This is a genomic window from Occultella glacieicola (genome assembly GCF_004353825.1).
GTDB classification, from domain to species: domain Bacteria; phylum Actinomycetota; class Actinomycetes; order Actinomycetales; family Beutenbergiaceae; genus Occultella; species Occultella glacieicola.
In genome coordinates, this window is sequence record NZ_SMNA01000005.1 from 306,118 (window position 1) to 330,735 (window position 24,618).

Annotated in this window: 21 protein-coding genes; 4 read left to right on the forward strand and 17 right to left on the reverse strand. The window is 73.2% G+C overall.

The annotated features are described in order from the left end of the window. Positions 1-100: 100 nt before the first annotated feature. Both EXU48_RS11780 and EXU48_RS11785 read right to left on the reverse strand, forming a co-directional pair. Positions 101-1,432: an MFS transporter gene (locus EXU48_RS11780; protein ID WP_133107845.1), complete on the reverse strand. Its 1,332-nt coding sequence runs from the start codon at positions 1,430-1,432 to the stop codon at positions 101-103. Then, a complete protein-coding gene (locus tag EXU48_RS11785; protein ID WP_235856980.1) occupies positions 1,429-1,929 on the reverse strand; it encodes a MarR family winged helix-turn-helix transcriptional regulator in 501 nt (166 codons plus the stop codon). Before EXU48_RS11785 ends, EXU48_RS11780 begins: the two co-directional genes overlap by 4 nt. Positions 1,930-2,132: 203 nt before the next feature. Here EXU48_RS11785 and EXU48_RS11790 point away from each other — a divergent pair, with 203 nt between their 5' ends. Then, positions 2,133-4,181, forward strand: a complete 2,049-nt coding sequence (locus EXU48_RS11790) for a PhoX family protein (protein ID WP_133107846.1) — start codon at positions 2,133-2,135, stop codon at positions 4,179-4,181. 78 nt (positions 4,182-4,259) lie between these two features. On the opposite strand, the gene EXU48_RS11795 is transcribed toward EXU48_RS11790, so the two are convergent. Continuing rightward, the gene (locus EXU48_RS11795; RefSeq protein WP_133107847.1) at positions 4,260-5,735 is read right to left on the reverse strand and encodes an NCS2 family permease; all 1,476 of its coding nucleotides are present in this window, start codon (positions 5,733-5,735) and stop codon (positions 4,260-4,262) included. An 89-nt stretch (positions 5,736-5,824) separates the two neighbouring features. On the opposite strand from EXU48_RS11795, the gene EXU48_RS25055 reads away from it, so the two are divergent. Continuing rightward, complete coding sequence (locus tag EXU48_RS25055) at positions 5,825-6,076, forward strand: hypothetical protein (RefSeq protein ID WP_165962780.1); 252 nt, start codon at positions 5,825-5,827, stop codon at positions 6,074-6,076. Then, positions 6,073-7,008 carry an NAD(P)-dependent oxidoreductase gene (locus tag EXU48_RS11800; protein WP_165962781.1) on the forward strand — a complete coding sequence of 312 codons (936 nt, stop codon included), beginning with the start codon at positions 6,073-6,075 and terminating at the stop codon, positions 7,006-7,008. Before EXU48_RS25055 ends, EXU48_RS11800 begins: the two co-directional genes overlap by 4 nt. Positions 7,009-7,094: 86 nt before the next feature. Here the strand turns inward: EXU48_RS11800 and EXU48_RS11805 are convergent, their stop codons facing one another. The 4 genes from EXU48_RS11805 to EXU48_RS11820 form a co-directional block, all read right to left on the reverse strand. After that, positions 7,095-7,964 carry an alpha/beta fold hydrolase gene (locus EXU48_RS11805; RefSeq protein ID WP_133107849.1) on the reverse strand — a complete coding sequence of 290 codons (870 nt, stop codon included), beginning with the start codon at positions 7,962-7,964 and terminating at the stop codon, positions 7,095-7,097. Next, the gene (locus EXU48_RS11810) at positions 7,964-10,231 is read right to left on the reverse strand and encodes an alpha/beta hydrolase (RefSeq protein WP_133107850.1); all 2,268 of its coding nucleotides are present in this window, start codon (positions 10,229-10,231) and stop codon (positions 7,964-7,966) included. Before EXU48_RS11810 ends, EXU48_RS11805 begins: the two co-directional genes overlap by 1 nt. A gap of 77 nt (positions 10,232-10,308) precedes the next feature. After that, on the reverse strand, positions 10,309-11,475 hold the full coding sequence (locus tag EXU48_RS11815) for a class I SAM-dependent methyltransferase (RefSeq protein WP_207947707.1): 1,167 nt from the start codon (positions 11,473-11,475) through the stop codon (positions 10,309-10,311). Between the two features lie 423 nt (positions 11,476-11,898). Further along, positions 11,899-12,849: a hypothetical protein gene (locus EXU48_RS11820; protein WP_133107851.1), complete on the reverse strand. Its 951-nt coding sequence runs from the start codon at positions 12,847-12,849 to the stop codon at positions 11,899-11,901. A 465-nt stretch (positions 12,850-13,314) separates the two neighbouring features. Here EXU48_RS11820 and EXU48_RS11825 point away from each other — a divergent pair, with 465 nt between their 5' ends. Further along, positions 13,315-16,035 (forward strand): ATP-binding protein, encoded by a 2,721-nt coding sequence (locus tag EXU48_RS11825; protein ID WP_133107852.1) that lies wholly within the window; start codon positions 13,315-13,317, stop codon positions 16,033-16,035. A gap of 123 nt (positions 16,036-16,158) precedes the next feature. On the opposite strand, the gene EXU48_RS11830 is transcribed toward EXU48_RS11825, so the two are convergent. From EXU48_RS11830 to EXU48_RS11875, 10 genes are all read right to left on the reverse strand, one after another. Then, complete coding sequence (locus EXU48_RS11830) at positions 16,159-16,575, reverse strand: GNAT family N-acetyltransferase (RefSeq protein WP_133107853.1); 417 nt, start codon at positions 16,573-16,575, stop codon at positions 16,159-16,161. Between the two features lie 45 nt (positions 16,576-16,620). Further along, a complete protein-coding gene (locus EXU48_RS11835; protein ID WP_133107854.1) occupies positions 16,621-17,835 on the reverse strand; it encodes a type I phosphomannose isomerase catalytic subunit in 1,215 nt (404 codons plus the stop codon). A 9-nt stretch (positions 17,836-17,844) separates the two neighbouring features. Beyond that, positions 17,845-18,774: a phosphodiesterase gene (locus EXU48_RS11840; protein WP_133107855.1), complete on the reverse strand. Its 930-nt coding sequence runs from the start codon at positions 18,772-18,774 to the stop codon at positions 17,845-17,847. 99 nt (positions 18,775-18,873) lie between these two features. Then, positions 18,874-19,728 carry a dTDP-4-dehydrorhamnose reductase gene (gene rfbD, locus EXU48_RS11845; RefSeq protein ID WP_133107856.1) on the reverse strand — a complete coding sequence of 285 codons (855 nt, stop codon included), beginning with the start codon at positions 19,726-19,728 and terminating at the stop codon, positions 18,874-18,876. Between the two features lie 53 nt (positions 19,729-19,781). Further along, positions 19,782-20,438, reverse strand: a complete 657-nt coding sequence (locus tag EXU48_RS11850) for a DUF305 domain-containing protein (protein ID WP_133107857.1) — start codon at positions 20,436-20,438, stop codon at positions 19,782-19,784. A gap of 73 nt (positions 20,439-20,511) precedes the next feature. Further along, positions 20,512-20,928, reverse strand: coding sequence for a hypothetical protein (locus tag EXU48_RS11855; RefSeq protein ID WP_133107858.1), 417 nt, complete (start codon positions 20,926-20,928; stop codon positions 20,512-20,514). A 144-nt stretch (positions 20,929-21,072) separates the two neighbouring features. Next, the gene (locus EXU48_RS11860; protein ID WP_133107859.1) at positions 21,073-21,768 is read right to left on the reverse strand and encodes an acVLRF1 family peptidyl-tRNA hydrolase; all 696 of its coding nucleotides are present in this window, start codon (positions 21,766-21,768) and stop codon (positions 21,073-21,075) included. Positions 21,769-21,803: 35 nt separating this feature from the next. Next, entirely contained in the window at positions 21,804-22,412 is a 609-nt protein-coding gene (locus EXU48_RS11865) for a hypothetical protein (protein ID WP_133107860.1), read from the reverse strand. A gap of 145 nt (positions 22,413-22,557) precedes the next feature. Beyond that, the gene (locus EXU48_RS11870; RefSeq protein WP_207947708.1) at positions 22,558-23,379 is read right to left on the reverse strand and encodes a 2-phosphosulfolactate phosphatase; all 822 of its coding nucleotides are present in this window, start codon (positions 23,377-23,379) and stop codon (positions 22,558-22,560) included. Further along, on the reverse strand, positions 23,376-24,608 hold the full coding sequence (locus EXU48_RS11875; RefSeq protein WP_133107861.1) for an MFS transporter: 1,233 nt from the start codon (positions 24,606-24,608) through the stop codon (positions 23,376-23,378). Before EXU48_RS11875 ends, EXU48_RS11870 begins: the two co-directional genes overlap by 4 nt. Positions 24,609-24,618: the final 10 nt, after the last annotated feature.

The window sequence follows — 24,618 nt, forward strand, 5'->3', positions numbered from 1 at the left end:
AAGGCGCGTCCACGGTGTGGACGGCGCCGAAGGCATCCGGCTCATGTGCTGCCCTGGCCTGACCCGCGGCACGCCGGACCGCCTCAGGGCGGGCGGGCTGTCAGGCGGCCTGGCCACCGTCGGCGGCCTGCTGGGAGGCCACCTCGACCTGCGCGCGCTCCCGGGCGGCGCGCTCCTCGGCGTTGGTGAGGACCAGATGCGGGCGGCGGCCCATCCGGTAGGAGACCTCGACCTGCCAGTGCCGGCGGGCCCACAGGGCGGCGGCTGCGGCGATGAGCACGGAGGCGATCGCGCCGATCCCGATGGACCAGCGCGGTCCCCAGGCCTCGGCGACCCAGCCCACGAACGGCGAGCCGATCGGGTTCCCGGCGAACAGCACCACCACGTACAGGCTCATCACCCGGCCGCGGATCGCGGGGTCGGTGCTGATCTGGATGGCGGCGTTCGCGGAGGTGAGCATGGTGATGGAGAAGAACCCCACCGGGATGCAGGCGAGCGCGTACAACTCGTAGGTGGGCGCGATCGACATCAGGCCGGAGAACAGTCCGAACAAGGCGGCCGAGGCGATCACGCTGCGGACCCGGGGCCGCTTGCGCCGGGCGGCCAGGAGCGCGCCGGCGAGGGAACCGATCGCCAGGATCGAGCCGAGGATGCCGTACTCGCCGGCGTCCCTGCCGAACTCGATCCGGGCCATCACCGCGGAGGTGAGCTGGAAGTTCAGCCCGAGGCCGCCCACCACGAACACGATGATCATGATCATCGTGATGTCGGTGCGGCGCCGGACATACGACAGCCCGGCCCGCAGCTGTCCCTTGGCACGGCCGACGCGCGGCGACACGTGCAGCTCGCCGACCCGCATGATCGCCATCACGAAGATCGTGGCGGCGAACGAGGCGGCGTTGATGAGGAACACCCAGCCCGGTCCCACCAGGGCGATCAGCAGCCCCGCGGCGCCCGGTCCGATCAGCCGGGCAGCGTTGAAGGACGCGCTGTTCAGGGCCACGGCGTTGGCCAGTCCGCTCGCCGGCACCAGTTCGGAGACGAACGTCTGCCGGGCCGGGGCGTCGAACGCGCTCGCCACCCCGAGCAGGGTCGCGAAGACGTACACGTGCCACAACTCGGCGTGGCCGAACAGCACCAGGACGCCGAGCGCGGCGGCGAGGACCCCCAGGATCCCCTGCGTGGCCATCAGCAGCTTGCGCCGGTCGATCCGGTCGGCGAGCAGTCCCGCGTACGGGCTGAGCAGCACCGACGGTGCGAACTGCAGGCCGGTGACGATCCCGACGGCGAGGCCGGAGTCGTCGGACAGCTCGGTCAGGACCAGCCAGTCCTGGGCGATCCGCTGCATCCAGGTGCCCACGTTGGCGACGAGGGCACCGGCGAACCACAGCCGGTAGTTGTAGAGCCTCAACGAGGCGAACATCGAACTCACTGGGTGTAGATCCTCCGCATGATCTCCTCGGCGTCGGACAGCGTCTGACGTTCGGCGGGCGTCAGGGACGCCAGCCGTCGGGAGAGCCACTGGTCGCGGCGGCGCCGCGTGGCGATGATGTGCTGCTCGCCCCCCTCGGTGAGCGAGACGATCACCTGCCGCTTGTCCTGCGGGTGGGGCGCCTTGGTCACCATGCCGAGTTCGACGAGGGTCTGGATCGTCCTGGTCATGGTCGGCGCGCTCACGTGCTCCCGCTCGGCGAGCGCGGTGGGGCTCTGCGGGCCCTGGTTGAACAGGCTGCCGAGCACTGCTCCCTGCGCCTCGCTGACGGCGTTGGACCGCTCCGCGCGCAGCCGCCGGGACGTGCGCAGCAGGGTGACCCGCAAGCGCGCTGCGAGGCCGCCGTCTCCGCGGTTCTGCTGGCGGCGACTCGGCACCACGGGGTCCTCGGGACCGACGGCGGAACTCGCCTGCGGGAGAGGGCTGGAGTCGGTCACGGTACCTCATCTTAGATGATTAGTTCGGCTAAGTAAATTCCAACACCGGAGGATCGTGGGGCGCCCCGGCGATTTAGCGCACGTTCAGGCGGCGTAAATCGGCCGTTCCCGAACTGTCAACGACTGGTCACGGGGCGTTCACCCGGCCCGCCCCGGGGCGGCCTAGCGTCCCTAGCGTCCCCATCCTGTGAAGGAGCAGTCCCATGCCGACCTCCCCTCGCAAGCTGTTGCCGCTGCTGCCCAACCACAGCAGCAACCGCTCGCCCATGACCTGCCTGTACCGCTGCGGAGACGCGTGCTTCCACGAGGTGCCGAACGCGTCCGCCGGTGCCTACCTCGGCGACATCATCGCCGCTGGGCTCTCCCGCCGGAGCCTGCTGAAGGTGGGCGCCGTCGTCGCGGTGGCCGGCGCGGGCGCCGCCGCGCTCGGGGCCCAGCCCGCGTCCGCGGCCCCGAACCGGGCCGCCCGGGGGCTCGCCTTCACCCCCGTCGCACCGAACTCCGAGCACGCCGTGACCGTGCCCGAGGGGTACACCTCCAAGGTCCTCGTCCGCTGGGGCGACCCGCTCTTCTCCGACGCGCCGGAGTTCGACCCCGAGAACCAGACGGCCGCCGGCCAGGCGCGCCAGTTCGGCTACAACAACGACCACCTCGACCTCTTCGAGATCCGCCGCGACGAGCACGTCATGGTGATCAACCACGAGTACACGAACGAGGAGATCATGTTTCCCGGGTACGACCCGGCGGCACCGACGCAGGAGCAGGTGGAGATCGCCTGGGCCGCGCACGGCCTCACCGTCGTGGGCGTCACGGGCGCCGCCCGGGGACGCCCCTCCGGCGAGCTGACCACCGTCGTGGACCACCGCCTGAACCGCCGCCTCACCGCGACCACGGAGTTCCGGCTCTCGGGTCCCGTGGTCGGCAGCGACTACGTCAAGACCGCCGCGGACCCCCGCGGCCGCGACGTGCTCGGCACCCTGAACAACTGCGCCGGCGGCATCACCCCGTGGAACACCTGGTTGACCGCCGAGGAGAACTTCAACCAGTACTTCGCCAACGCGGACGCGGTCACCGACCCGGTGGTTCGCGAGCGGCTGCGCCGCTACGGGTTGGGTGGCGGCGCCTCCCAGCGCAAGTGGGAGGCGTACGACTCCCGCTTCGACCTCGGCCAGGAGCCGAACGAGGTGAACCGGTTCGGCTGGATCGTCGAGGTCGACCCGTTCGACCCCGAGTCCACCCCGCGCAAGCGCACCGCGCTCGGCCGGTTCAAGCACGAGGCGGCCAACGTCCACCTGGGTCAGCACAACCACGTGGTCGCCTACATGGGCGACGACGAACGGTTCGACTACCTGTACAAGTTCGTCTCCCGCGATCAGTTCCGCCGGAACGACCCGGAGCACAACGACACCCTGCTGGACAACGGCACGCTCTACGTGGCCAGGTTCACCGGCAACTCCCCGGCCGAGGAGATCGACGGGTCCGGCACGCTGCCCAGCGACGGCGCGTTCGACGGCGCCGGCGAGTGGATCCCGCTGGTCACCAGCGACGAACGTGGCGCAACCTCGCACGTGGAGGGCATGACCGGCATCGAGGTGCTCGTGTTCACCCGGCAGGCCGGCGACGCCGTCCAGGCCACGAAGATGGACCGGCCCGAGGACGTCGAGACGAACCCGCTGACCGGGGTGCTGTACGTGGCACTGACCAACAACAGCAACCGCGGCACCGGAACGAACCCCGGCCCGGACGAGACGAACCCCCGCTCGACGAACCGGCACGGCCACGTGATCGAACTCCTGGAGACCGGCAACGACCCGCTCGCCCTCGCCTTCGGCTGGCGGATCTTCCTGCTCTGCGGGGACCCGAACGACCCGAGCACCTACTTCGCCGGGTACGACAAGTCACAGGTCTCCCCGATCTCCTGCCCGGACAACGTCACGTTCGACCCGTACGGGAATCTCTGGATCAGCACCGACGGCAACGCCCTCGGCACGAACGACGGCCTGTTCGGGGTCGCCGTCGACGGGGAGTACCGGGGTCAGGTCAAGCAGTTCCTGACCGTGCCGACCTCCGCGGAGACCTGCGGTCCGAAGGTCACCGAGACCCGCGTGCTGGTGTGCGTGCAGCACCCGGGCGAGGCGTCCGGCGCCTCGTTCGAGAACCAGTTCTCGCACTGGCCCGACGGCGGCACGTCCGTCCCGCGGCCGTCGGTCGTCGTGGCGTGGCGTCCGGACGGCATCCGGATCGGCCGCTGACCGACCCGCACCGGCCCGCACTCGAACCGAGGGCCACCCGCCGAGCCGGCGGGTGGCCCTCCTGGCGTCGTCCGCCCGTCAGCCGAACCAGACCTGCAGCGGTCCCCGGATGTAGTACAGGACGAACAGGATGGCCGCGCCCCACATCAGCGGGTGCACCTTCGCCGCCTTGCCGACCGCGACCTTGATGACCACGAACGCGATGAACCCGGCGCCCATGCCCGCAGTGATCGAGAAGGTGAACGGCATCAGCACGATCGCCAGGAACGCCGGCAACGAGACCTCGATGTTCTTCCAGTCGATCCCGGTGACCTGGGACATCATCAGGAAGCCGACCAGCACCAGCGCCGGGGTGGCGGCCTCCGAGGGGACGATGTCCACGATCGGGGACAGGAACGTGGCGAGCAGGAACGCGATCCCGGTCACCACCGAGGCGAGCCCGGTCCGGGCCCCCTCCCCCACACCGGCCGCGGACTCGATGTAGCTGGTGTTGGACGAGACCGACCCGGCGCCACCGGCGGCCGCGGCGATGGAGTCGACCACGAGGATCGCCCGGGTCCGCGGCGGGTTGCCCTGCTCGTCCAGCAGCCCGGCCTCGCTGCCGACCGCGACCATCGTGCCCATCGTGTCGAAGAAGTCGGCGAGCAGCAGGGAGAACACGAGCAGGACGACCGTGATCAGGCCGACCTTCTCGATCGAGCCGAACAGCGAGAAGTTCCCGAGCAGGTCGAAGTCCGGCACCGCGACCGGCGAGTCCGGGATGGCCGGGGTGTTCAGCTTCCACCCGTCCGCGTTCGACCCGTCCGGAACCTGCGGACCGACCTGCGCGATCGCCTCGATGATGATCGCCAGGACGGTGGCGGCGATGATCGAGATGAGCAGGGCGCCCTTCACCTTCTTGACCCAGAGCACGATCGTCAGGAGCAGCCCGAGCACGAACACCAGCATCGGCCAGCCGACCAGGGAGCCGCCGATCCCGAGCTCCACCGGGGTGGCCAGGGAGGCCGGGATCCGGACGATGCCCGCGTCGACGAAGCCGATGAACGCGATGAACAGCCCGATGCCCACGCTGATCGCGGTCTTGAGTTCGACCGGCACCGCCTTGAACACGGCCTCCCGGAACCCGGTGAGCACCAGGACTCCGATGATGATGCCCTCGATCACCACGATGCCCATGGCGTCCGCCCAGGTCATGTCCGGCAGGATCGCGATCGAGAACGCGACCACGGCGTTCAACCCGAGTCCGGCGGCGATCGCGATCGGGAAGTTCGCGAACACCCCCATGGCGACGGACATCACGCCGGCGATCAGCGCGGTCGCGGCGGCCACCTTGGCGACCGACGTCGCCTCGTCGCCGCCGAGGAAGGCGCCCGTGCCGTCCGCGACGGTGCCGATGATCAACGGGTTCAGCACGATGATGTAGCTCATCGCGAAGAACGTGACCAGGCCACCGCGGATCTCCCGGCCGACGGTCGAACCACGCTCGGTGATCTTGAAGAACCTGTCCAGGGGACCGGAGGTCGCGGGCGCGCTCTCGGTGCGAGGGGTGCTCATGGGTCGCCATCTTGGCAGAGGCCGGCGGCCGGGCAACACCTTTCGGACTCCCCGCCCGGGCGGATGCCGACCTGTCCTACGATCGGGGGGTGCTCCCCTCCCCCGACCGCCCGGCGCCGAAGGAACTCGCGCCCGCCCGGGTGAACGCGAAGGCGCTCACCCTGATCGGCATCGGCGCCTGGGTGGCCGCCCTGGTGGTGTTCGGGGTGCTGCACCTGACCGGAACCGTCATCGACGGTCGCTGGCCCCTGATCTGCATCACCGGCGTGGTGCTGGGCTGGATCGGTTTCTGGTGGCTGCACCGCGTCCACCTCATCAACGACGAAGGAATCTCCGAGTGAAACTGCTGCTGCCGACCTCGATCCCGCTGTCCGTCACGGTGCCCGACGGCGTCACGACCGCCACGTACGACAACGCCGCCCCGATCCCGGACGAGCACCGCGACGCCGAGGCGATCGTGGTGTGGGCGATCTCCGGTCAGCGGCTCGCCGACATGGTCGCGGAACTGCCGCGGCTGCGCTGGATCCAGGCGCTGATGGCCGGCACGGACGCGGTGGCCGCGGCCGGGTTCGACCCCTCCGTGGTGGTGACGTCGGGTGGCGGTCTCCATGACGCACCGGTCGCCGAGCACACCCTCGGCCTGATCCTCGCCGCTGCCCGGCGCCTCGACGTGGCGGTCCGGGCCGGCGACGCCCACGAGTGGTACTCCGACCCGTCCGCGCACCAGTCGTTCGGGACCACCGAGACGTTCAGCACCCTGTACGGGGCGAAGGTCGTGATCTGGGGGTTCGGCGGGATCGGGACCCGGCTGGCCGGCCACCTGACCGGCCTCGGCGCCGAGGTGGTCGGCGTGGCCACTACGGCCGGGGAGCGCAGCGGCTACCGGGTGATCACCCCCGCGGACCTGCCGGGCGAACTGACCGACGCCGACGTGCTCGTGGACATCCTCCCGGCGCTGCCGACCACGCAGAACGTGGTCGACGCCGCCATCCTGGGCGCGCTCCCCACCCATGCCTGGTTCGTGAACGTCGGCCGCGGCGCCACCGTGGACGAGGCGGCACTCAAGCAGGCACTCACCGACGGCACCATCGGCGGGGCGGCATTGGACGTCTTCGCCACCGAGCCGCTGCCCGCCGGCGACCCGCTCTGGGGCTCCCCCAACCTGATCGTCACTCCGCACATCGCGGGCGGCCGGCCGCACGACCCGGAGCTGCGGATCGAGGAGAACCTGCGCCGCTTCCTGGCCGGCGAGGACCTGCTCTACACCGTCTGAGCGAGCGAGGGTGCGATCGGGCGGCGGATCGCGCCGATCGGCCGCAGGACCGCACCCTCGCGGGTCGGCGGCGGGTCAGGGGCGGGTCAGCGGGTGGCCCGGGTGATGAAGTCCCGCAGGAGCAGGTTCACGAAGACCGGGTCGCGGGCCATCGGCAGGTGCCCGGCGCCGTCGATCTCGACGTGCTCGCCCCCGGTCAGGTCCGCGACGATCCGGCCCCGCTCGGGCGGCTGGCACCGGTCCTCGGTGCCCGTGATCACGAGCACCGGGCACCGCACGGCCGCGCACGCGGCGCGGGCCGCGGCCTCCCCGGAGTACCTCGACGGCGGCGCACCGACGTCCGCGAGGTTCGCCTCCGCCGTCGGGCCGGCCCAGGAGACCATGTCCTCGACCTGCTTGCTCGAGTGCGGCTCCGGGAACATCTGGTCGAAGAAGAACCGCGTGAAGGCGGGCCAGTCGCGCTGCCAGTAGTTCCGGTTGAGCTTGGCCCAGCCCGCCTCGGTGTCGAGCACGGCATCGAAGTCGTGGGCGACCTTCCACGGGTGCGGCGGGGTCAACGGCAGCCCGGGATTGATCGCGACGACGCCGCGGACCCGCTCCGGATGCTCGGCGGCCATGATCAGCGCCAGACCGGCGCCGGAGCACACGCCGCACAGCACGGCCGCGGCGGACCCGACCTCCGCCAGCACCGCCCAGGCGTCCTCGACCATGCCATCGAACGCGTAGTCGGCCGGGTCCGTGGGCCGGTCCGACCCACCGTTGCCGCGCGGGTCCGCGGTCACCACCCGGCAGGTCCGGGCCAGGAACGGCACCTGCGCCTTCCAGGCCCGGCCCTGCGCGATGACGTCCGGCATCAGCAGGAACACGGTCGGCCCGCCGGTGCCGAAGACCTCGTAGTGCGTGCGGACCCCGCGCACGCCGACCTCGCCGGCCCGGGTCGGTGCGAGCGCGCGCATCAGAGGAGTTCCGCGAGCATCGCCGCGGCCCGCGCCGCGCCGGCGGTCTCCACCGGCAGTGCCGTCGAGGCGCGCCCGATCTCCGCGGCTATCGCGGCCGCGAGCGCGTCCGGGTCGCAGGCCTCCTCGTACTCGACGCACCGGCCCGCCCGGTACCGCTCGAGCCGGTGCCGCACGTGCACGTTCTGCTCGAAGTGGTGCCGGAGCGGGACGTACAGGAACGGACGGCCGGCCGCGGCGAGCTCCATCGACGTGGTCAGGCCGCCCTGGACCACGGCCAGGTCGCAGGCACCCAGGTGCCGGTACAGGTCGGGGACGTACCCCCGGTAGGTGACCCCACGCCGTCGGGGCAGGTCGTCGGGATCGATCCGCGGACCGGTGACCACGAGGACATGCAGTCCGTCAACCGCCCGGCGCGCCGCCGGCACGGCGTCCAGGACCCGGTGCAGCAGTGCGGTGCCGACTCCCGAGCCGCCCACGGTGACCACGCAGAGCCGGTCGTCGGCGCCGAGTCCGAGCCCCCGTCGCAACGCCGCGCGCTCCGCGTCGGTGGGCGGCACGAAGCCGGTGACGTACCCGGCGAAGTCGAAGTTCGCCTCCGTCCACTCGCGGATGCCCGGCAGCCCCGGCCCGAACGTCAGGTCCACGACGTCGTCGGGGTTCCCGACGAAGATCGAGCGGTCGCGGACCCGGCGGTAGCGCGCCCGCTGCTCGATCATCTCCGCGTTGTAGTCGGCCGTGAGCGCCTCCTCGGCGGCGCCGCCGTCGGGCATCGGCACCCACCCGACGAAGTCGGTCATCCACGCGAACGAGAAGCGCTTGAGCTCGGGGTTCTCGTGCAGGAAGTAGTCGACGTCCCACGCCTCGTCGCCGATGACGAGGTCGTAGTTCTCCTCCCGCACCACGTCGGCGAACACCATGAAGTTGTTCACCAGGACCTCGTCCATGCGACGGATGGCCTGGAACGCGTGCAGGTCGTGGTCGGCGGACTCGTCCTCGATGTGGGCCGACTCGTTCGCGAGCCACGCGGACGCGGGGTGCACCCGCTCCCCGGCGTCGCCCAGCACCCGGGTCACCGGGTGCTGGGTGAGCCAGTCGATCTCCAGGTCCGGGTGGTGCAGGCGCAACTGCTGGGCGACGGCGAGGTCCCGCCGGGCGTGGCCGAGGCCGATCGGGGAGGACAGGTACAGGGCACGGCGCGGGCGCCGCTGCGCGCGCGTCCAGGTCCGACGGCGGGGGTTCGGGCTCCAGCGCGGGTCCGGTCGGTCCGTGGTGCTCGGGGCGGGCGGGGCGGCGCGGGCGGTGGTGGCATCCATCGCGAACTCCTTGATGAGCAGGTTGGTCCGGACCGGGTCCCGGGCGGGCAGGCCGTGGCCGCCGCCCTCGACGAGGACCAGGTCGCCACCGGTGAGGTCGGCGAGCCGGATCCCGATGGCCGCCGGGCGCAGCGCGTCCTGGACCCCGTGCACCACGAGCACGGGGCAGCGCACCCGCTCGCACAGCGGATCGAGCCTGATCCGGGTGGCGCCCTCGAGGCCGAGCCGGCCGGCCGTCGTGTCCGCGAGGGTCTGCGGATCGATCTGGTGGGCCCACGCCACCACGTCCTCGATCTGCTTCGTGGCGTGGGGCTCGGTGAACATCCTCCGGGCGAAGAAGTCGACGTAGTCGTCGTACCCGCCGCCGAGCCAGTACTCCTTGTTGTACTTGGCCCAGCCCTGCGTGGTGTCGAGCTGGCCGTCCCAGGCGTACCTCTCCCGCTCCGGCGCCGCCACGTCCAGGCCGCAGGACGGCGCGATGGCCACGAGCGCGGCGACCCGGTCCGGGTGCCCCACGGCGAGGTGGACCGCCCACGCCGCGCCGCAGGAGTAGCCGACGATCACGGCCCGGTCGGTCCCGGTGGCGTCCAGCACGTCGGCCGCGTCGGCCGCGTACTGCTCGTCGGTGTAGGCCGACGCCCCCGACGGCCGCCCGGCGGCGCCGCTGCCCCGCCCGTCGAACGTGATCACCCGGAAGTACCGGGCCAGGTAAGGCACCTGCGCCTTCCAGAACCGGGACGGCACGAGCGACCAGGTGGGCAGCAGCAGGATCGTGGTGGGGCCGGACCCGTAGACCGCGTACGGGATCGCCACGCCGTCCCGGACGGTGACGCCGGTGGTCCCCGGCGCCCGGACCGGCCGTGGCTCGTCCCGGTCCCCGGCCGCGGGGGTGAACCGGAGGACCCTGGCTCGCGTCGGGCTGCTTCGCCCGAGCACGGGACGTCCCGTCATGTCCGCAGTGTCCTCCGGTTCGGCACTCATCGCCCAGCCTTTCCGCAGTGCCGCCGACCTCATGTCCGCCCCGGGGGTCAGGCCCGGATCTCGAGCACCCGGTTGAACGGGGTCTGGGCCACCGAGGTGAACCGGGTGAAGCCCGCCGCGGTGGCGACGTCCCGGATCCGGGCCGGGCCGGCCTGGGTGCCGAGGGCCAGACCGACATCCTGGGACAGGGACGCGGGCGTGCACAGCAGCGTGGAGAAGCCGTAGTACGCCCGGCCCACCGGGTTCAGGTTGTCCTCGACGTGGTCGCCGGCCATCGGCTCGACCACCATCCAGGTCCCGCCCGGCGCGAGGGCCTGCCGAACCTGGGTGGCGGCGCCGACCGGGTCACCCATGTCGTGCAGGCAGTCGAACATCGTGATCAGGTCGAAGCCCGAGCCCGGGAGCGCCTGCGCGGGCGCCACCTGGAAGTCCACCCGGTCGGCGACCCCCGCGTCCGCGGCCCGGCGCCGGGCGGTGGCGATCGAGGCCTCGTGGTAGTCGGAGCCGACGAACCGCGAGTTCGGGAACGCCTGGGCCATCAGCACGGTCGAGGCCCCGTGGCCGCAACCGACGTCCGCGACCAGGGCCCCTTCCTGCAGCTTCTCTACGACGCCGTCGAGGGCGGGCAGCCAGGAATCGATCAGGTTCGCGTTGTAGCTCGGACGGAAGAACCGCTCGCACCCGACGTGCACGTCGGTGACGTGCTCGTGCCAGCCGAAGCCGGACCCGTTGCGGGCCGCGTCGAGGATGTGGTCGACGTCGTGCACGGTGCCGAGCGCGATCTGGAAGAACCCGGGCAGGAACGCGGGGCTGTCCTCGACCGTGAGCGCGATGGCCTGCTCCGGCGGCAGGGTGTACCGGCCCGACGGCGGGTCGTAGGTCAGGTAGGCACCCGCGGCCTGGGCGTTCAGCCATTCGCGGGCGTACGGCTCCGCCGTCCCGGTACGGGCCGCGAGTTCGGCCGGCGTGCTGGGACCGTGCGCGGCCAGGTCGCGGTAGTAGCCGAGCTTGTCGCCTAGGACGACCAGGGCGGCGTTCAGGGTGGCGCCGACCTCGTCGACCGCACGGAACACGAACGCCATCAGGGCGTCCATGTCGACGGCGGGGGGTGCCTCCGGCGGCGCGCTGGCAGCCGACTCGGGGGCGGTCGGCGGGGTGACGGCTGGCGTGCTCGCGGCCTGCTGGGTGCTCGGTGCGGATGTCTCGGTGCTCATCGGATCCTCCGTCGGTTCCTCGGTGTGAAGTGGGTTGTGGTTCGCGGCTGATGCCGTGACTTGAGAACGTAGGTTCGCGCGGCACCGGCCCGCGTCAGGTGCCCCACCTGGTCCGAACCAGCACCTCACCCGCCCGGCCCCTGGCCTGGCGGGAGCGTCCGTGGTGTGATTCCGACGCACCGGGTGGCTCGCAACCGCACCACAGCGGGTCAGGCATGGGCCGAGGGGACCCACCCCGCTCCGCCCACCCCGCTCCACCCACCCCGCTCCGCCCACCCGGCTCCGCCCACCCCGCTCCGCCCACCCGGCCCCGTTCCCCCAGCGCACCGGGCCCACCGCTCCCCGCATGCGGCCCAGCCTGTTGTGGTGTGATTGCGAGGCACCCAGCACCTCGCAATCGCACCGTTAGCGCTGAGCGGGGTCCTATGTGCAGCGCGGGCAAGGTTCGAGCTCGTCGGCCCAGCCGCGGTGGTGCAGGATCTCGGCGATCCACCGGGCGGTCCGGCACGGCGTGGTGAAGGCCAGCCCGTACGTGACCCGCGCGGTCGGCGCCCCGGAGGCAGCCAGTTCGGCCAGGTCGCGGGCAGCGTCATCGTCACGTGCGGCGGCGTCGCCGTGGAAGGCCAGACCGTCGAGCTCCACCACAAGCCCGAACCGCGTGTACCTGACGTCCTGGTGGGTGCGGATCCCGAGCGACGAGCTCTCGTGCTGGCGACTCGCGCGCGGAAGCGCGTGGGCGCGCTCGACGTTGTCGCGATAGCCACGCTCGAGTACAGAGCACACGCCGTCGCGCAGGTCGTTGAGCATCGAGACGATCATCGTTCGCCCGGCAACACGTCGACGGCTGGCGAGCGCGACCAGGATCCGCTCCGGCGTGGTCCGGCGCGACTGTGCGACCCTGGCGAGCGTGGCGAAACCCGCGGCCACGTCCCCCGCGCGGATGTGCTTCGACATCTCGTCGATCGTCGCGTGCTCGGTCCGCACCCGCGGTGGCGCCCGATGCCACAGCACCCGTCGCTGGAGGTCGCTCATGCGGCGGACCTCCACGCCCTTCGGCAGCCGGAGAGTGCGGGCGCGTGCGATCGCGATCTGCACGTGCGCCGGAGCCGGACCGGGCAACGCGGAAGCGCCCGCCAACGCGGCCGGCCACGCCGTCAGCACCGCGGCCCACTCCCGCTGCCGCCGGGTCAGCGGGCCGGTGTGGTTCACGAAGACGCCGGGATGGACGCGCCGGAGTTCGCGCCGCCGGAGCATCCGTTCGATGTCATGCAGCAGGGCACCCGCCTCGAGCAACTGCCACCGTGCGACCACGCCGTCCTGCACCGAGAGCAGCTCCAATAGGGGCACGCGATCGAGCTCGAACCGTTCCGACATCGCGGCACGGTGTCACGCCTGTAGTAGCAGATGCCCGATCGCGCGCCCACCCCTGTGGACCGCCAGGCGTCGGAGCCACGCCTGTGCGGCACGGGTCAAGCGTCAGCGGGCGCTCACGGTCGCACACGCCAGGCGGCGAGCCCGGCGGGCTCACCCGCACACGCCCCGCCGCGAGCCCGGCCGGTCACCCGCACACGCCCCGCCGCGAGCGCCCCAGGATCGCCGCCCCGCAGCACAGGTCGGAGCGTCAGCGATGTGATTCCGACGCACTGGGCACCTCGGAATCGCACCACTGCGGCCCAGGCATGCGAGGGGACCACGCGAGGCGACCGCGCCCGCACGTTCCTTCCGCTCCGCGCTCGCCGCCCACCGGCCCACTGTTGAGGTGTGGTTCCGACGCACCGGGTACGTCGGAACCACATCGATCCCGCGAATTCGACTGCGGCGGCTCCCTACACTTGAGCGGTGACGCTCCTCGGCAGGGCGGCCGAGCAGGAGACGGTGTCCCGCCTCCTGGCCTCGGCGCGCCTGGGCAGCGGAGGGGTGCTGACGATCATCGGCGAACCGGGCGTCGGCAAGACGTCGCTGCTCACCGGAGCGCTCGAGAGCCTGCCGCCAGGTGGCGTGCGCGTGCTTCGGGCGACGCCCGCGGAGTCCGAGGGGAATCTGCCGTTCGCTGCGCTGCACGCCCTGGTGCTGCCCGCGCTACCGCTTCTCGATGATATTCCGGCCCCGCAGGCACTGGCCCTCGGCACCGCGCTGAGCCTGCGGCACGGCGGCGAACCGGACCGGTTCGCGATCGGTGCCGCGACGCTGAGCCTGCTGAGCCGGTATGCCGAGGATGGGCCGGTGGTTGTGGTGCTCGACGACGTGCAGTGGGCGGACCAACCCTCCGTCGACGCCTTCGCGTTCGCGGCGCGCCGGGTACACAACGACCCGATCGCGATCCTGATCGCGGGGCGCAGCGCCGAACTGCCGGAACCGGTGCGGGGTATGCCCACGATCGAGCTCGGCGGCCTGTCCCCCGAGGCCGCGGAGAATCTGCTGGCCGAGGCGTTCGGCTCATCGGACTGCCGGCGCGACGTCGACGGGCTGTACCGTTCAACCGGCGGGAACCCCCTGGCCCTACTCGAGTTGGCCGGCGAGCCGGACCCGGGCGACGCCGCCGGCGCTGGCCTGCCGCGGACCCTGCCCGACCGACTGCAGCGCACCTTCGCCCGGCGGCTGGAGGCACTCACCCCGGACGAGCGCACCGTCGCGATGGTGGCCGCGATGGCCGGCGACGACCTTCGGCTCACCCGCGCCGCCTGTGGCCGTCTCGGCGTGGACCCCGCCGGCCTGGACGGTGCGTCCGGAGCCGGCCTGATCGCCGTCGACGGCGCTCACGTGACCTTCCGGCACCCGCTCCTGCGGGCGGCCGCCTACGGCTCGGTGACGCCCGACCTGCGGCGGCGGGCGCATCTCGCCCTGGCCGCGGAACTCGTCGGTGTGGACGCCGACCGCCACGCCTGGCACCTCGCGGCGGCCACGACCCACCTCGACGAGCCGGTCGCCGCACTCCTCGCGGACCTCGGCGGCCGAGCCAGCGCGCGCACCGCGTTCACGGTCGCCGCGACGGCCTACGAACGGGCGGCGCGGCTGAGCCCGGACCCCGGCGACAGCCACGACCGGATGATCGCCGCCGCCCGCGCGGCCTGGGCCGGGGGCCAACGCGATCGGGCCCTGGCCCTGCTCGACGAGGTGGAGCCACCGAGCGGACCTGCGACCGCGCCCGGATCCGAGCTACGGGCCACTATCGCCGTGCGCTCCGGCTCGGCCCGCGAGGGCCTCGGTCTTCTCGAGCGCGCGGCCGAGCTCGCCGATCCCGACCAGCGGGTGCTGATCCTGGCGCAGGCGTGGCATGCCTGCATGTACCTCACCGACACCACCGCCATGCGGCGGATCGACGCGCGGCTCGCCGCCGCCCTGCCGTTCGCGACGGACCCCGTGGCCGGCGCCGTCGGGCTGGCCGCGTCCGGAACCGCCGGAGTACTGCTCGGCCGGGACAGCAGGGCAGTGCTCTCCGACGCCGTGTCGCAGCTGGCCGACCACGTCGACCCGCTCGCGCATCCGGCCGCGCTTCCGTGGCTGCTGCTCGCGCCGCTGTTCCTGCGTGATGCCGACGCCGGAAGCGAGCTGCGCACCCTCGTGGACCGGGTGCGGGAGCGGGTCGGTGTGGGGGCGCTGCCGAACCTGCTCTTCCACGTGGCCCGCGACCAGGCGACCACGAACGCCTGGGACCGGGCGGCGGCCAACTACGACGAGGCGGCCCGGCTGGCCCGGGAGACCGGTCAGGGCGGCGAGCTGGCGATGTCGCTTGCGGGGCTGGCCTGCCTCGAGGCCCGCTCCGGTCGGGCCGCACAGTGCCGGGAGCACGCCGCGGACGCGCTGGCCCGCTGCCGGGAGCGATCGATCCGCTTCGGTGAGATCTGGTGCGAACTCGCCGTGGGCGAGCTGGCCCTGTCCGAGGGCAGGCCGGTCGAGGCCGCGCAACGGCTCGGTGGGGTCGCTGCCCGGCTCGATCAGGACCAGGTCGGCGACCCCGATCTGCATCCCGGGCCGGACCTGGTCGATGCCCTGCTGCGGACCGGCGCCGCCGACGCCGCGGCCGAGGTGACCGCGCGATTCACGGCCGCAGCGGCCGCGAGCGGGCGACCATGGACCCTCGCGCGGGCCGACCGGGCGCTCGGCCTGATCGCGACCGACGAGGACTTCGAGACGCACTTCGCCTCCGCGCTGGCGCACCACCGGCACACCCGGGACGAGTTCGAGACGGCGCGGACCCAGCTGGCACTGGGGATGCGGCTGCGTCGGGCCGGGCGACGGGTCGACGCCCGCACCTCCCTGCGCGCCGCGCTGACGTCGTTCGACGAGCTGGGGGCGCGGCTCTGGGCGGCGAACGCCCGGACCGAGCTGGAGGCCACCGGCGAGCACGTGCGGCCGCGCGAAGCCGCGGGCCCCGGCGCCCTCACGCCGCAGGAACTTCAGGTGTGCCTCCTGCTCGCTGAGGGCCGGACCACCCGGGAGGCCGCGGCGGCCCTGTTCCTGAGCCCGAAGACGATCGAGTACCACCTGCGCAAGGCCTACACGAAGCTCGCGATCCACTCCCGGGACGAACTCGCCGTCGTCCTGAGCGACGTGGGCTGAGACCCACCCCGATCCGCGCCGACGTCCACCCTCAATCGTTCCATCCGGAAAGTGAAACGTTGGAAGTTGGACGTCGGCAGCCGAGAGTGCGTGGCGGCGTCCCCGGCGTGGTGGAGGAGTGCCTCAGTCGGTGAGGTGGATGAGGCCGGCGGGGGTGGCCCGGAATCCGCACGCGTCCAGGTAGAACCGCGCCAGCGGCGGCTCGAAGTCCACGAAGAGCCACTCGCATCCGGCCGCGCGCGCTTGCGTGACCGCGTGGGCGACGACGGCGGTGCCGACGCCGCGTCCCTGGTGGCTCGGCCGCGTCTTCGTGTCGATCAGGAAGGCGTGATCGCCGCCGTCCCAGGCGACGTTGACGAACCCGACGAGCCGGCCATCCTCCGTTCGGGCGCTCACCCATCCGAGTGAGTGCGGACGCACCCGGTCCCACCAGCCGACCTCGGGCGTGCCGCCGTGGGACGTGGTGAGTTCGACGAGCTCGTCGTCGGACACCGGCGCCCGCCACTCGATCTGGACGTCTGTGCTCGATCCGCTCGGCATCCCTTCACGATGCGGCACCGGTCCACCCGGGCGCAAGCCGCGTCGCTACCGCGCGTCCGGCAGGTGGGCCACCAGTACCGGGCCGGAGGACCGGACCCGGAGCGGGCCGTCGGCGTCGGAGACGAACGCGCTCTGGCCCGCCGAGAGCGTCAGGCCACCGGTGTCGGACGTCAGCGAGACCGTCGAGCGGCCGCCCGCACCCGCGCCGACCTCGGGAGCCCACTCGTGCAGGCAGACCACCAACCGCGGCCCGGCCGCCGGCCCGGGCACCTGGCCGCGCGCGCCGGGCGAGCGCCACAACCCCAGATCACCCGCGGGCGACGTGAAGAGGGAAGCGCCGCCGTCGGGCTCGGCCTCCAACCGCGGCGGCTCGCCGACGTGCAGGTCCGCGATCCGGAGCACCTGGCGCAGGTCCACGTGCTCCAGGCTCAGGCCCGCCCGCACGAGGTTGTCGGAGGCACCCGTGAGCTCCAGACCCATCCCGCTGAGGTAGCCGTGGATCATCCCGGGGGGCAGATACCTGACCTCGCCGGGCTCCATCCGGACCCGGTTCAGGAACAGGGCCAGGACCACGCCCACGTCGCCCGGGTGATGCGTCGCGAGCAGCGACACCAGGGCCGCGTCGGGGTGCTCCGGTTGTGCCGCCGCCGCGCGCGCAAGGCCGTCGGCGATCTGGCGCTGCTTCGCCGCGCTTGAGGCGAGCAGCGTGGTGAGGGCGTAGAGCAGCTCGTCACCGGGGCCGGCCTGCGCCAGGGCCGAGATGATCGGGTCGAGCACGGACAGATCCCACCCGTCCAGCGAGGCCCGGGTCGCCGCCACCGGCCGGAACCCGCCGAGCAGCCGCACCGGTGCGAACGCGTGGATCAGGCCGGGGCGGGCCGAGGCGTCGGGGTAGAGCCGCTGCGCGGCGTAGGTGTCGACGCCGGCGGCCTCCTCCCGGGCGTGCCCGGTCCGGGCCTGGCCGGCGTCCGGGCACACCTGCAGCGGCAGCGGAGCCCGGGTGGCGAGCAGCCGGGCCCCGAAGGGCAGCCGGTGGCCCCCGGTGGCCGCATCCCCGAGCGTCGCCGCCGGGTGTGCCGCTACGTACCGGTCCAGACGCACCGCGTGGCCGCCGTCGATCAGTTGCGACGACGCCTCACCGAGCGCCCCGATTCGTACCTCCGCGAGCGGGTGGCCGTCCGTGGGCACGCCGAGGAGGCGCTGGAGCAGGTCCTCGGAACCCCAGCGGTAGCGCAGCAGTGGGTTGGTGAGCAGGTGCACGGTGGCGCGTCAGCGGGCGGGGCTCGGGACGTGCGCGTCCGGGATGTACATGCCGGCCGCCGCGAGCCGCTCGGCGGTGCGGGCGGCGTCGGCCTGTTCGCCGACGGTGGCGCCGCCGCCCATCGGGACCACCGAGTGCAGGATCGTGTCCGCGTAGACGTGCACCAGGTTGAAGGCCTGCGCGCCGTCGCGGCCGCGGGTGCCCCGGTCCGGGGTCTGCAGGTCCTGGGTGTAGCAGGTGGCCGACGCCACCGACACCGGGATGCCGGCGAAGGTGGACGAGGACGAGTAGTGGTGGTGACCGGCCAGGATCGCGCGCACGTCGGTGCCGGTGAGCACGTCGGCGAGCGCCCGCTGGTCACGCAGCTCGAACGTGACCAGCAGGTCCATGACGCAGGGCGCCGGCGGGTGGTGCAGCGCGAGGATGGTGCCCTCGGGCGCGGGGTCGGCGAGCACCCCGGCCAGCCAGTCCAGCTGCTCGGGCGTGATCTCGCCGTGGTGCCGGCCGGGCACCGTGGAGTCGAGGACCACGAGGCGCAACCCGCCGAGCATGACCACCCGGTCGTAGGGCTCCATGAGGCCGGGGCTGCCGGCCGGTGTGTCCAGGAGGGTGCGCCGCAGGGTGGCGCGGTCGTCGTGATTGCCCATCACCCAGATCAGCTCGGCGCCGAGCCGCTGCGCGAGCGGCTCCACGATCCCGCGCAGGTTCCGGTACGCCTCCTCCTCGCCCCGGTCCGCCAGGTCCCCGGTGAAGATCAGGGCCTCCGGGCTCAGGTTCGTCGACTCGAGGTCCGCGAGCAGTGCCTCGAGGTGCTCACGCACGGGCGCGACACCGTGCAGCAGTTGTCCATCGGGCAGGAAATGGGTGTCGGACAGGTGCACCAGCACATGGTCGGCGTGCGGGTACTCGGCGGCGCGCAGCGGCGATGAGGAGGTCACGGCCCGAGTATGGAGTACCCGCCGAACCGCAAGTTGAACGACACGTGAACAGCCTCGGCGGACGACGTCCAGGCGGTCCCGGCCGGCCTCGAGCGGGCCTCAGGCCGACGCGCCGAGGACGACCGCCGCGGCCTGCTCCCACCGCTCGCGCCAGTCCCCGATCGGTTCGACGCCGATCGCGCCGAACCCGTCGTGACCGAGCACCGACCAGGCGGGGCGTGGCGCCGGCCGCGCGAACGACCCCGAGTCCGTCGGGGTCACCATCGCCGGGTCGTGCCCGGCACTGCCCACGACGGCGCGGGCGAAGTCGAACCAGGACGCCCGCCCCGAGGAGGTGGCGTGGTAGGTGCCGGTGGGGGCGTCCGCGGCGATCAGCGCGACGATCAGCTGCGCGACGTCCACGGTCCAGGTCGGCTGCCCGATCTGGTCATCGACCACGCTGAGCGAGTCCCGATCCCCGGCGAGCCGCGCCATGGTCGCGGCGAAGTTGGGCCCGTGGGCGCCGTACAGCCACGCGGTGCGCAGGATCCAGTGCTCCGGTGCCTCGGCCCGCACCGCCCACTCGCCCGCGGCCTTGGTGCGCCCGTACGCCGACCGGGGGGCCATCGGGGCGTCCTCGGCGTACGGCGTGGTGGCATCCCCGGCGAACACGTAGTCGGTGGAGATCTGCACCAGCCGGGCACCGGCCCCGGCGCACGCCCGGGCCAGGTGCGCGGCGCCGACGGCGTTCACCGTGAACGCCTGCGCCTCGGCGCTCTCGGCGTCGTCCACGGCCGTCCAGGCGCCGCAGTTGACGACCAGGGCGGACCCACCGAGGGCTTCCGGCGGGACCGGGCCGGCCGCGATGTCCAGGTCGGCGCGCGAGCGTGCCAGCACGTCGTGTCCGGCCGCGCGCAGGCTCGCCACGACGTCCGTACCGAGCATGCCGCCGGCTCCGGTGACCAGGATCCGCACGTGTTCTCCCTCTCGTCGGTGGCCGGTCGACGCGACCCCGGCAACGTTCGTGGTCAGCCGGAGCTGCTCTCGGACCCGGTGGGCCCGGTAGCGGCGAGCAGCGCGCGCAGCTCGTCCAGTTCCTCGGGCTGGGAGGAGGTGATCTCCTCGGCGATGGCCGCGACCTCCGGGCTGGACCCGGTGGTCAGCACCTGCTCGGCGAGGTCCAGGGTCGCCTCGTGGTGGCCGACCATCCCGGTCAGGTAGACGACGGTCGCGTCGGAGCCGCTGCCGGTGAACAGGTTCTGCAACTCCTCGGGGGTGAGCATCCCGGTGCGGATGCCGGCGGTCGCCGGATCGACAGGCTCCTCCCCCCAGGTGACCAGCAGCGCCTCGAGGTCCCCGCTCTCGCGGCCCTGCACGTTCGCGAGGGTCCCGGCCAGCGTGAGGACGTCGTCGGGCACCCCGGCCTTGCTGAGGATGGCCTGGTGCATCTGCGAGCTCTGCGCGTGGTAGACCCGGATCGCGTTCGCGAAGTCGATGTCCGCCTCGTTCCCCGGTTCCGGCGTGGCTGTGGTCGCCTCGGGGCTGGGGCTCGTCGAGGCCTGCGCCGTGGCGGTCTCGGTCGCCGAGGGTGAGGTCTGCGGCGACGGGTCCGTGCACCCGGCCAACAGCCCGGTCAGCAGTCCGAGCGCGAGCACGGCGGCGGACTGGACAAGGCGGCGCGGCATGGGGAGATCCTTCGTGACGTCCCGCGCGGGCTGCGGCGGGCAGGCCCACCCTAGTCGCCCGGTCGGGCCGGTCTCAGTCGACGAGCCGGGAGGAGTCGAGCGAATCGGTGATCGTGGACGAGATCCGGGCGAAGAGCGTCTCGGGCCCCTGGAGCAGGCCCCGGTACTGCTCGGGCAGGTCCTCGGGGGCGAACACCGCCACCTCGGGTCGGCGGGTGACCCGGCCGCGCCTGTTCACGGCCATGCCGACGGCCGTGACCTCGTAGCGCCACCGGGGCTCGGCCAGCGGCAGCCCGGCGTCGTCGGTGACAAGCAGCGTGATCGCCTCGATGAGTTCGTCGACGAGGAGCTCGTTGCCCCACCGTGGGTGGGTGAGCCGGTCCCGGAGCTGCTCGGTGAGCGGGTGGACGATCGTCGCCGAGGCTCGCACGGTGGCCAGATCCCCATCGATCGGACCCGTCCCATCCCCTCGCGTCGCTGCGGCGCTCATCACTCGTCCTTCGTCTCGGTCAGGTCCGGCCCTGCCCCTGGTCGTCCCCCTGACCTCACGATACTTGCCCGCGACACCGCGCGCGCAACCCGGGCTCCCGCCGTGTGGGTGATGCCCGGGTGATTGGCCGCCGGGGACCCTCGCTCAGCGCTCGCCGGGCTCCCGGATCGCCACCCGAACGCCCCGGGCCCGGCCGAGGACCTCGGTCAGGACCTGCAGCCGCGGGTCGCCGATGTCGTGGAAGGACCGCCGGGGCAGGTCGACCACGGCGCGCAACCGCGGCTCGGCCAGGACCTGCGCCGCCAGCGCCCGGTCCCCGCCGAGGACCAGCCCGGCCCCGGCGGGCGGCACGGGATGCTCGGCGAGCATCCGCACGACGTGACCGACGACCGCGGTGACCAGTTCGTCGGCCTGGTTGCCCCGCCGTCGGGCGAAGCGTTGCTGCGACCAGCCGCCCGCGGCCGTACGCGACTGCACGTAGCGGGTGCCGCTCTTGTGCGCGGTCAGGTCGGCGCCGTGCGCCCGCCCGACGGCGTACCCGCCACGGCGGAGCAGGATCAGGACGAGTTCGGCCGGGCCGTGCGCCCAGTCGGGCAGGCGGTCGAGGGCACTGGGGGGCTCGCCCGGCCAGGCCGTCAGGACGGCGGTGGCGCCGTCCCCGCCGAGCAGCACCACGCCGTCGGGCGGTGGTTCCGGGACGTGCGACCCGGCCGGTGCCGCGTCGCGGCCGGCTCCCGGCCGGACGAGGCGGGCGCCGTCGTGCCGTTCGGCGAAGCCCTCCACCCAGCGGGCCACCCGCGCGGGCGCTACCTCGAGGCGGCGTTCGGGGGCGTGGGGCACGCACCGATCATGGCAGGTGGGCCGGTCGCCGCCGGTCAGCGCGCCTCGTGGACCCGGGTGCGCAGCGCGGTGATCAGGCCCGAGAGCGCCGGGACCGGGTCGGTGTGCACGAGGTCGCCGTCGGTGCGGTACCGGTGCACGTGCAGCTGCCCATGCACCCGGGTGACGTCCTCGGTCCACTCGGGTTCGCGGACCAGGTCGCCGACCGCCCCCCGGTCGAGTTCGGTCCGCTCGGCGGTGGTCGCCCCGGAGGCATCCGTGGTGAGCATGACGTCACGGAGTTCGCCGGTGTGCAGCAGCCAGAGCTCGCGGACCCGGCGCCCGACCTCCGGGCCGACGCGCTCACCCCTGCCGTCGGCGACATAGCGCTCCTCCACGGGGGTCCCGAACACCCGCCACCCGTCGATCGGCTCGCGTCGCTCCATGGTGGGGACCCGAACGGACTCGCCGAGCTGGTGCCAGCCGAACTGCTCGGCCGAGTGCGCCGGCCGATACTCCTGGGCCAGCCACTCGTCCCGCGGCACCCGGGCCGCCTCCAACTCGTGGGCGACCTTGCGAGCGAAGGCGAGCACATGCGCGAACGCGGTGGCCTCGTCCGGCTCCGCCGCCTTCAGATCGCTGGATTGTTCGACCGTCTCCGACATGACGCCTCCTGCGCTGGTGGCTTCGATTTCGAGTCTCCCACAGGGGCGCACGCGGCGCAGGTGCATCTGCCCGACGGCGCGTCACCGGGCGCCGCGTCCGCCTGACCCGACGTGCGGGTCGGGTAGGGACCAACGGCAGGTCGCGTCAGGGGAGCTGGGCCCCGACGAACCCGTGGCCGTCGCCGATGGCGCCGGTGAGGAGCGGGACCGACTCGCCGGCGCCGACTTCGGCGGCGATCCGGACGTCCTCGCCGTGGCCGGCGGCGGTGAGTTCGCGCCCGCTGGCGAGGTCGGCCAGCAAACCCTCCCAGCCGGCGGCGGCCGACGCCGCGCGCGCCGCGAGATAGGCGTCCCGGGCCGCCCGCGCCTCGGGCGAGCACCCACCCGGGGTGCCGTCCGGGCGGGCCGCAGCACCGCCGTCGGGCAGGGCGGTGGCGAACGCGTCGACGACCGCACCCGCACCCCAGAGGTCCTCGACGGCGGGCCGCAGCGTGTCGTCCGGCCAGCGCTCACCGGCGGCGATCACGAGCACGTCCACGTCCCGCGCGGCGGCCCACCGGCCGACCGTCGTGGCGTTGCGCAGGCACCCGGCGACCACCCGCGCACCGGCGGACTGCAGCCGGTGGGAGATCGTGGCGCCGTTCGGCGAGGGCAGCACCACCTTGCGGACGTCGCCGGCCCGGCGCAGCGAGCCCGGCGCGAGGCTGACCTGCCCGGGCGAGGCCTCGTCCCGGCGCACCGCGAGCGCGGCCCCGTGCCGCCGGGCATGGTCGGCGGCATCGCCGCGGGCCCAGGGGTAGGGCAGCACCTCGACGCCGAGGTCCGCGGCGACCGAGACGGTGGTGCTGAAGCTGAGCACGTCCACGACCACGGCGATCCCGCCGGGCCGGATCAGGGCGGCGCCGGCATGGCCCCACTCGAAGCGGATCCGGGCGCCGGCCTGGGTGTGCGCCGGGTCGATGCTCACAGGATCCCGGCCCGACGGCGGGTGGTCCGGTTCGCGTGCTCCGACCAGCGGGGTACCCAGCGCCACAGGGCGAGCGCGGCCACGGCGCCGAGGGCGCCCATCGTCGCGATCCCGGCCGCGAGCGACCCGAGCGCGGTCCCGGCGGAGACCACGAGCGGCCCGGAGGCGCTGCCGGAGTCGGAGAACAGCCGCCAGATGCCGAGGTACTGGGCCCGCTCGGCCGGTGGTGCGGTGTCCGCGCCGAGGGTCATCAGGATGCCGGAGCCGATGCCGTTGCCGAAGCCCATGACCATGGCCACGATGCTGATGCTGACGAGGCCCTCGGTGAAGGTCAGCGCGATCATCGCGGCGCCCATGACGAGCATCGACGGGATCGCCACCCAGAGCCGACCGAACCGGTCCATGACCTTGCCGGCCGGGTAGAACAGCAGCATGTCGACGGCGCCGGAGATCCCGAACACGAGGGCGGTGGCGGAGGGTTCGAAGCCGAGGTGTTCGGTCCACAGGGGCAGGACCGTCTGGCGGGCGCCACGGACCGCGCCGACGAGCAGCACGGCCACGCCCAGGGTGCGGAACACCGGCAGGTACTCGGCGAACACGGTCCGCATCGGACGGCGCGGTGCCGCGTCCCGGGCGGCGACCGTGCGTTCGTGCGCCACCTCCGGCGCGAGGATCACCACCACGGCCGCGAGCAGGGACGTGCCCACCCCGAGCCAGTAGGCGTTCGCGGTGTCCGCGCCGCCGTGGACCAGTGCGGCGCCGGCGAACGGGCCGATGAACAGCCCGATCCGGGCCACGCCGCCGAGCGTGGACAGCGCCCGGGCCCGGCGCAGTGGGTGGATCACCTCGGTCAGGTAGGACTGCCGGGCGAGGGTGTACACCGAGTTCGTGGCACCCACGAGCAGCACGCCGACGCCGATCACGAGCAGGTTCGGTGCGAGCGCCAGGGTGGCCATGCCGCCCATCGCCACCACCGACGAGCCGATCATGGCCCGGCGGTCCCCGAACCGGGCGGCAAGCATCCCGGCGGGCACATCGGCGAGGATCTGCCCGATCGGCAGCAGCGCGGCCACCAGTGCCGCGGTGGCCAGATCCGCGCCGAGGCCGATCGCGGTGACCGCGATGAGCGGCAGCATCGCGCCCACGCCGATCTCGAACAGCAACGAGGGCAGGTACACGCCGGGGATCATCGATCGCAGGGACGTGGTGTGCTCGGGGGTCGGTGTCATCGCGGGGTCA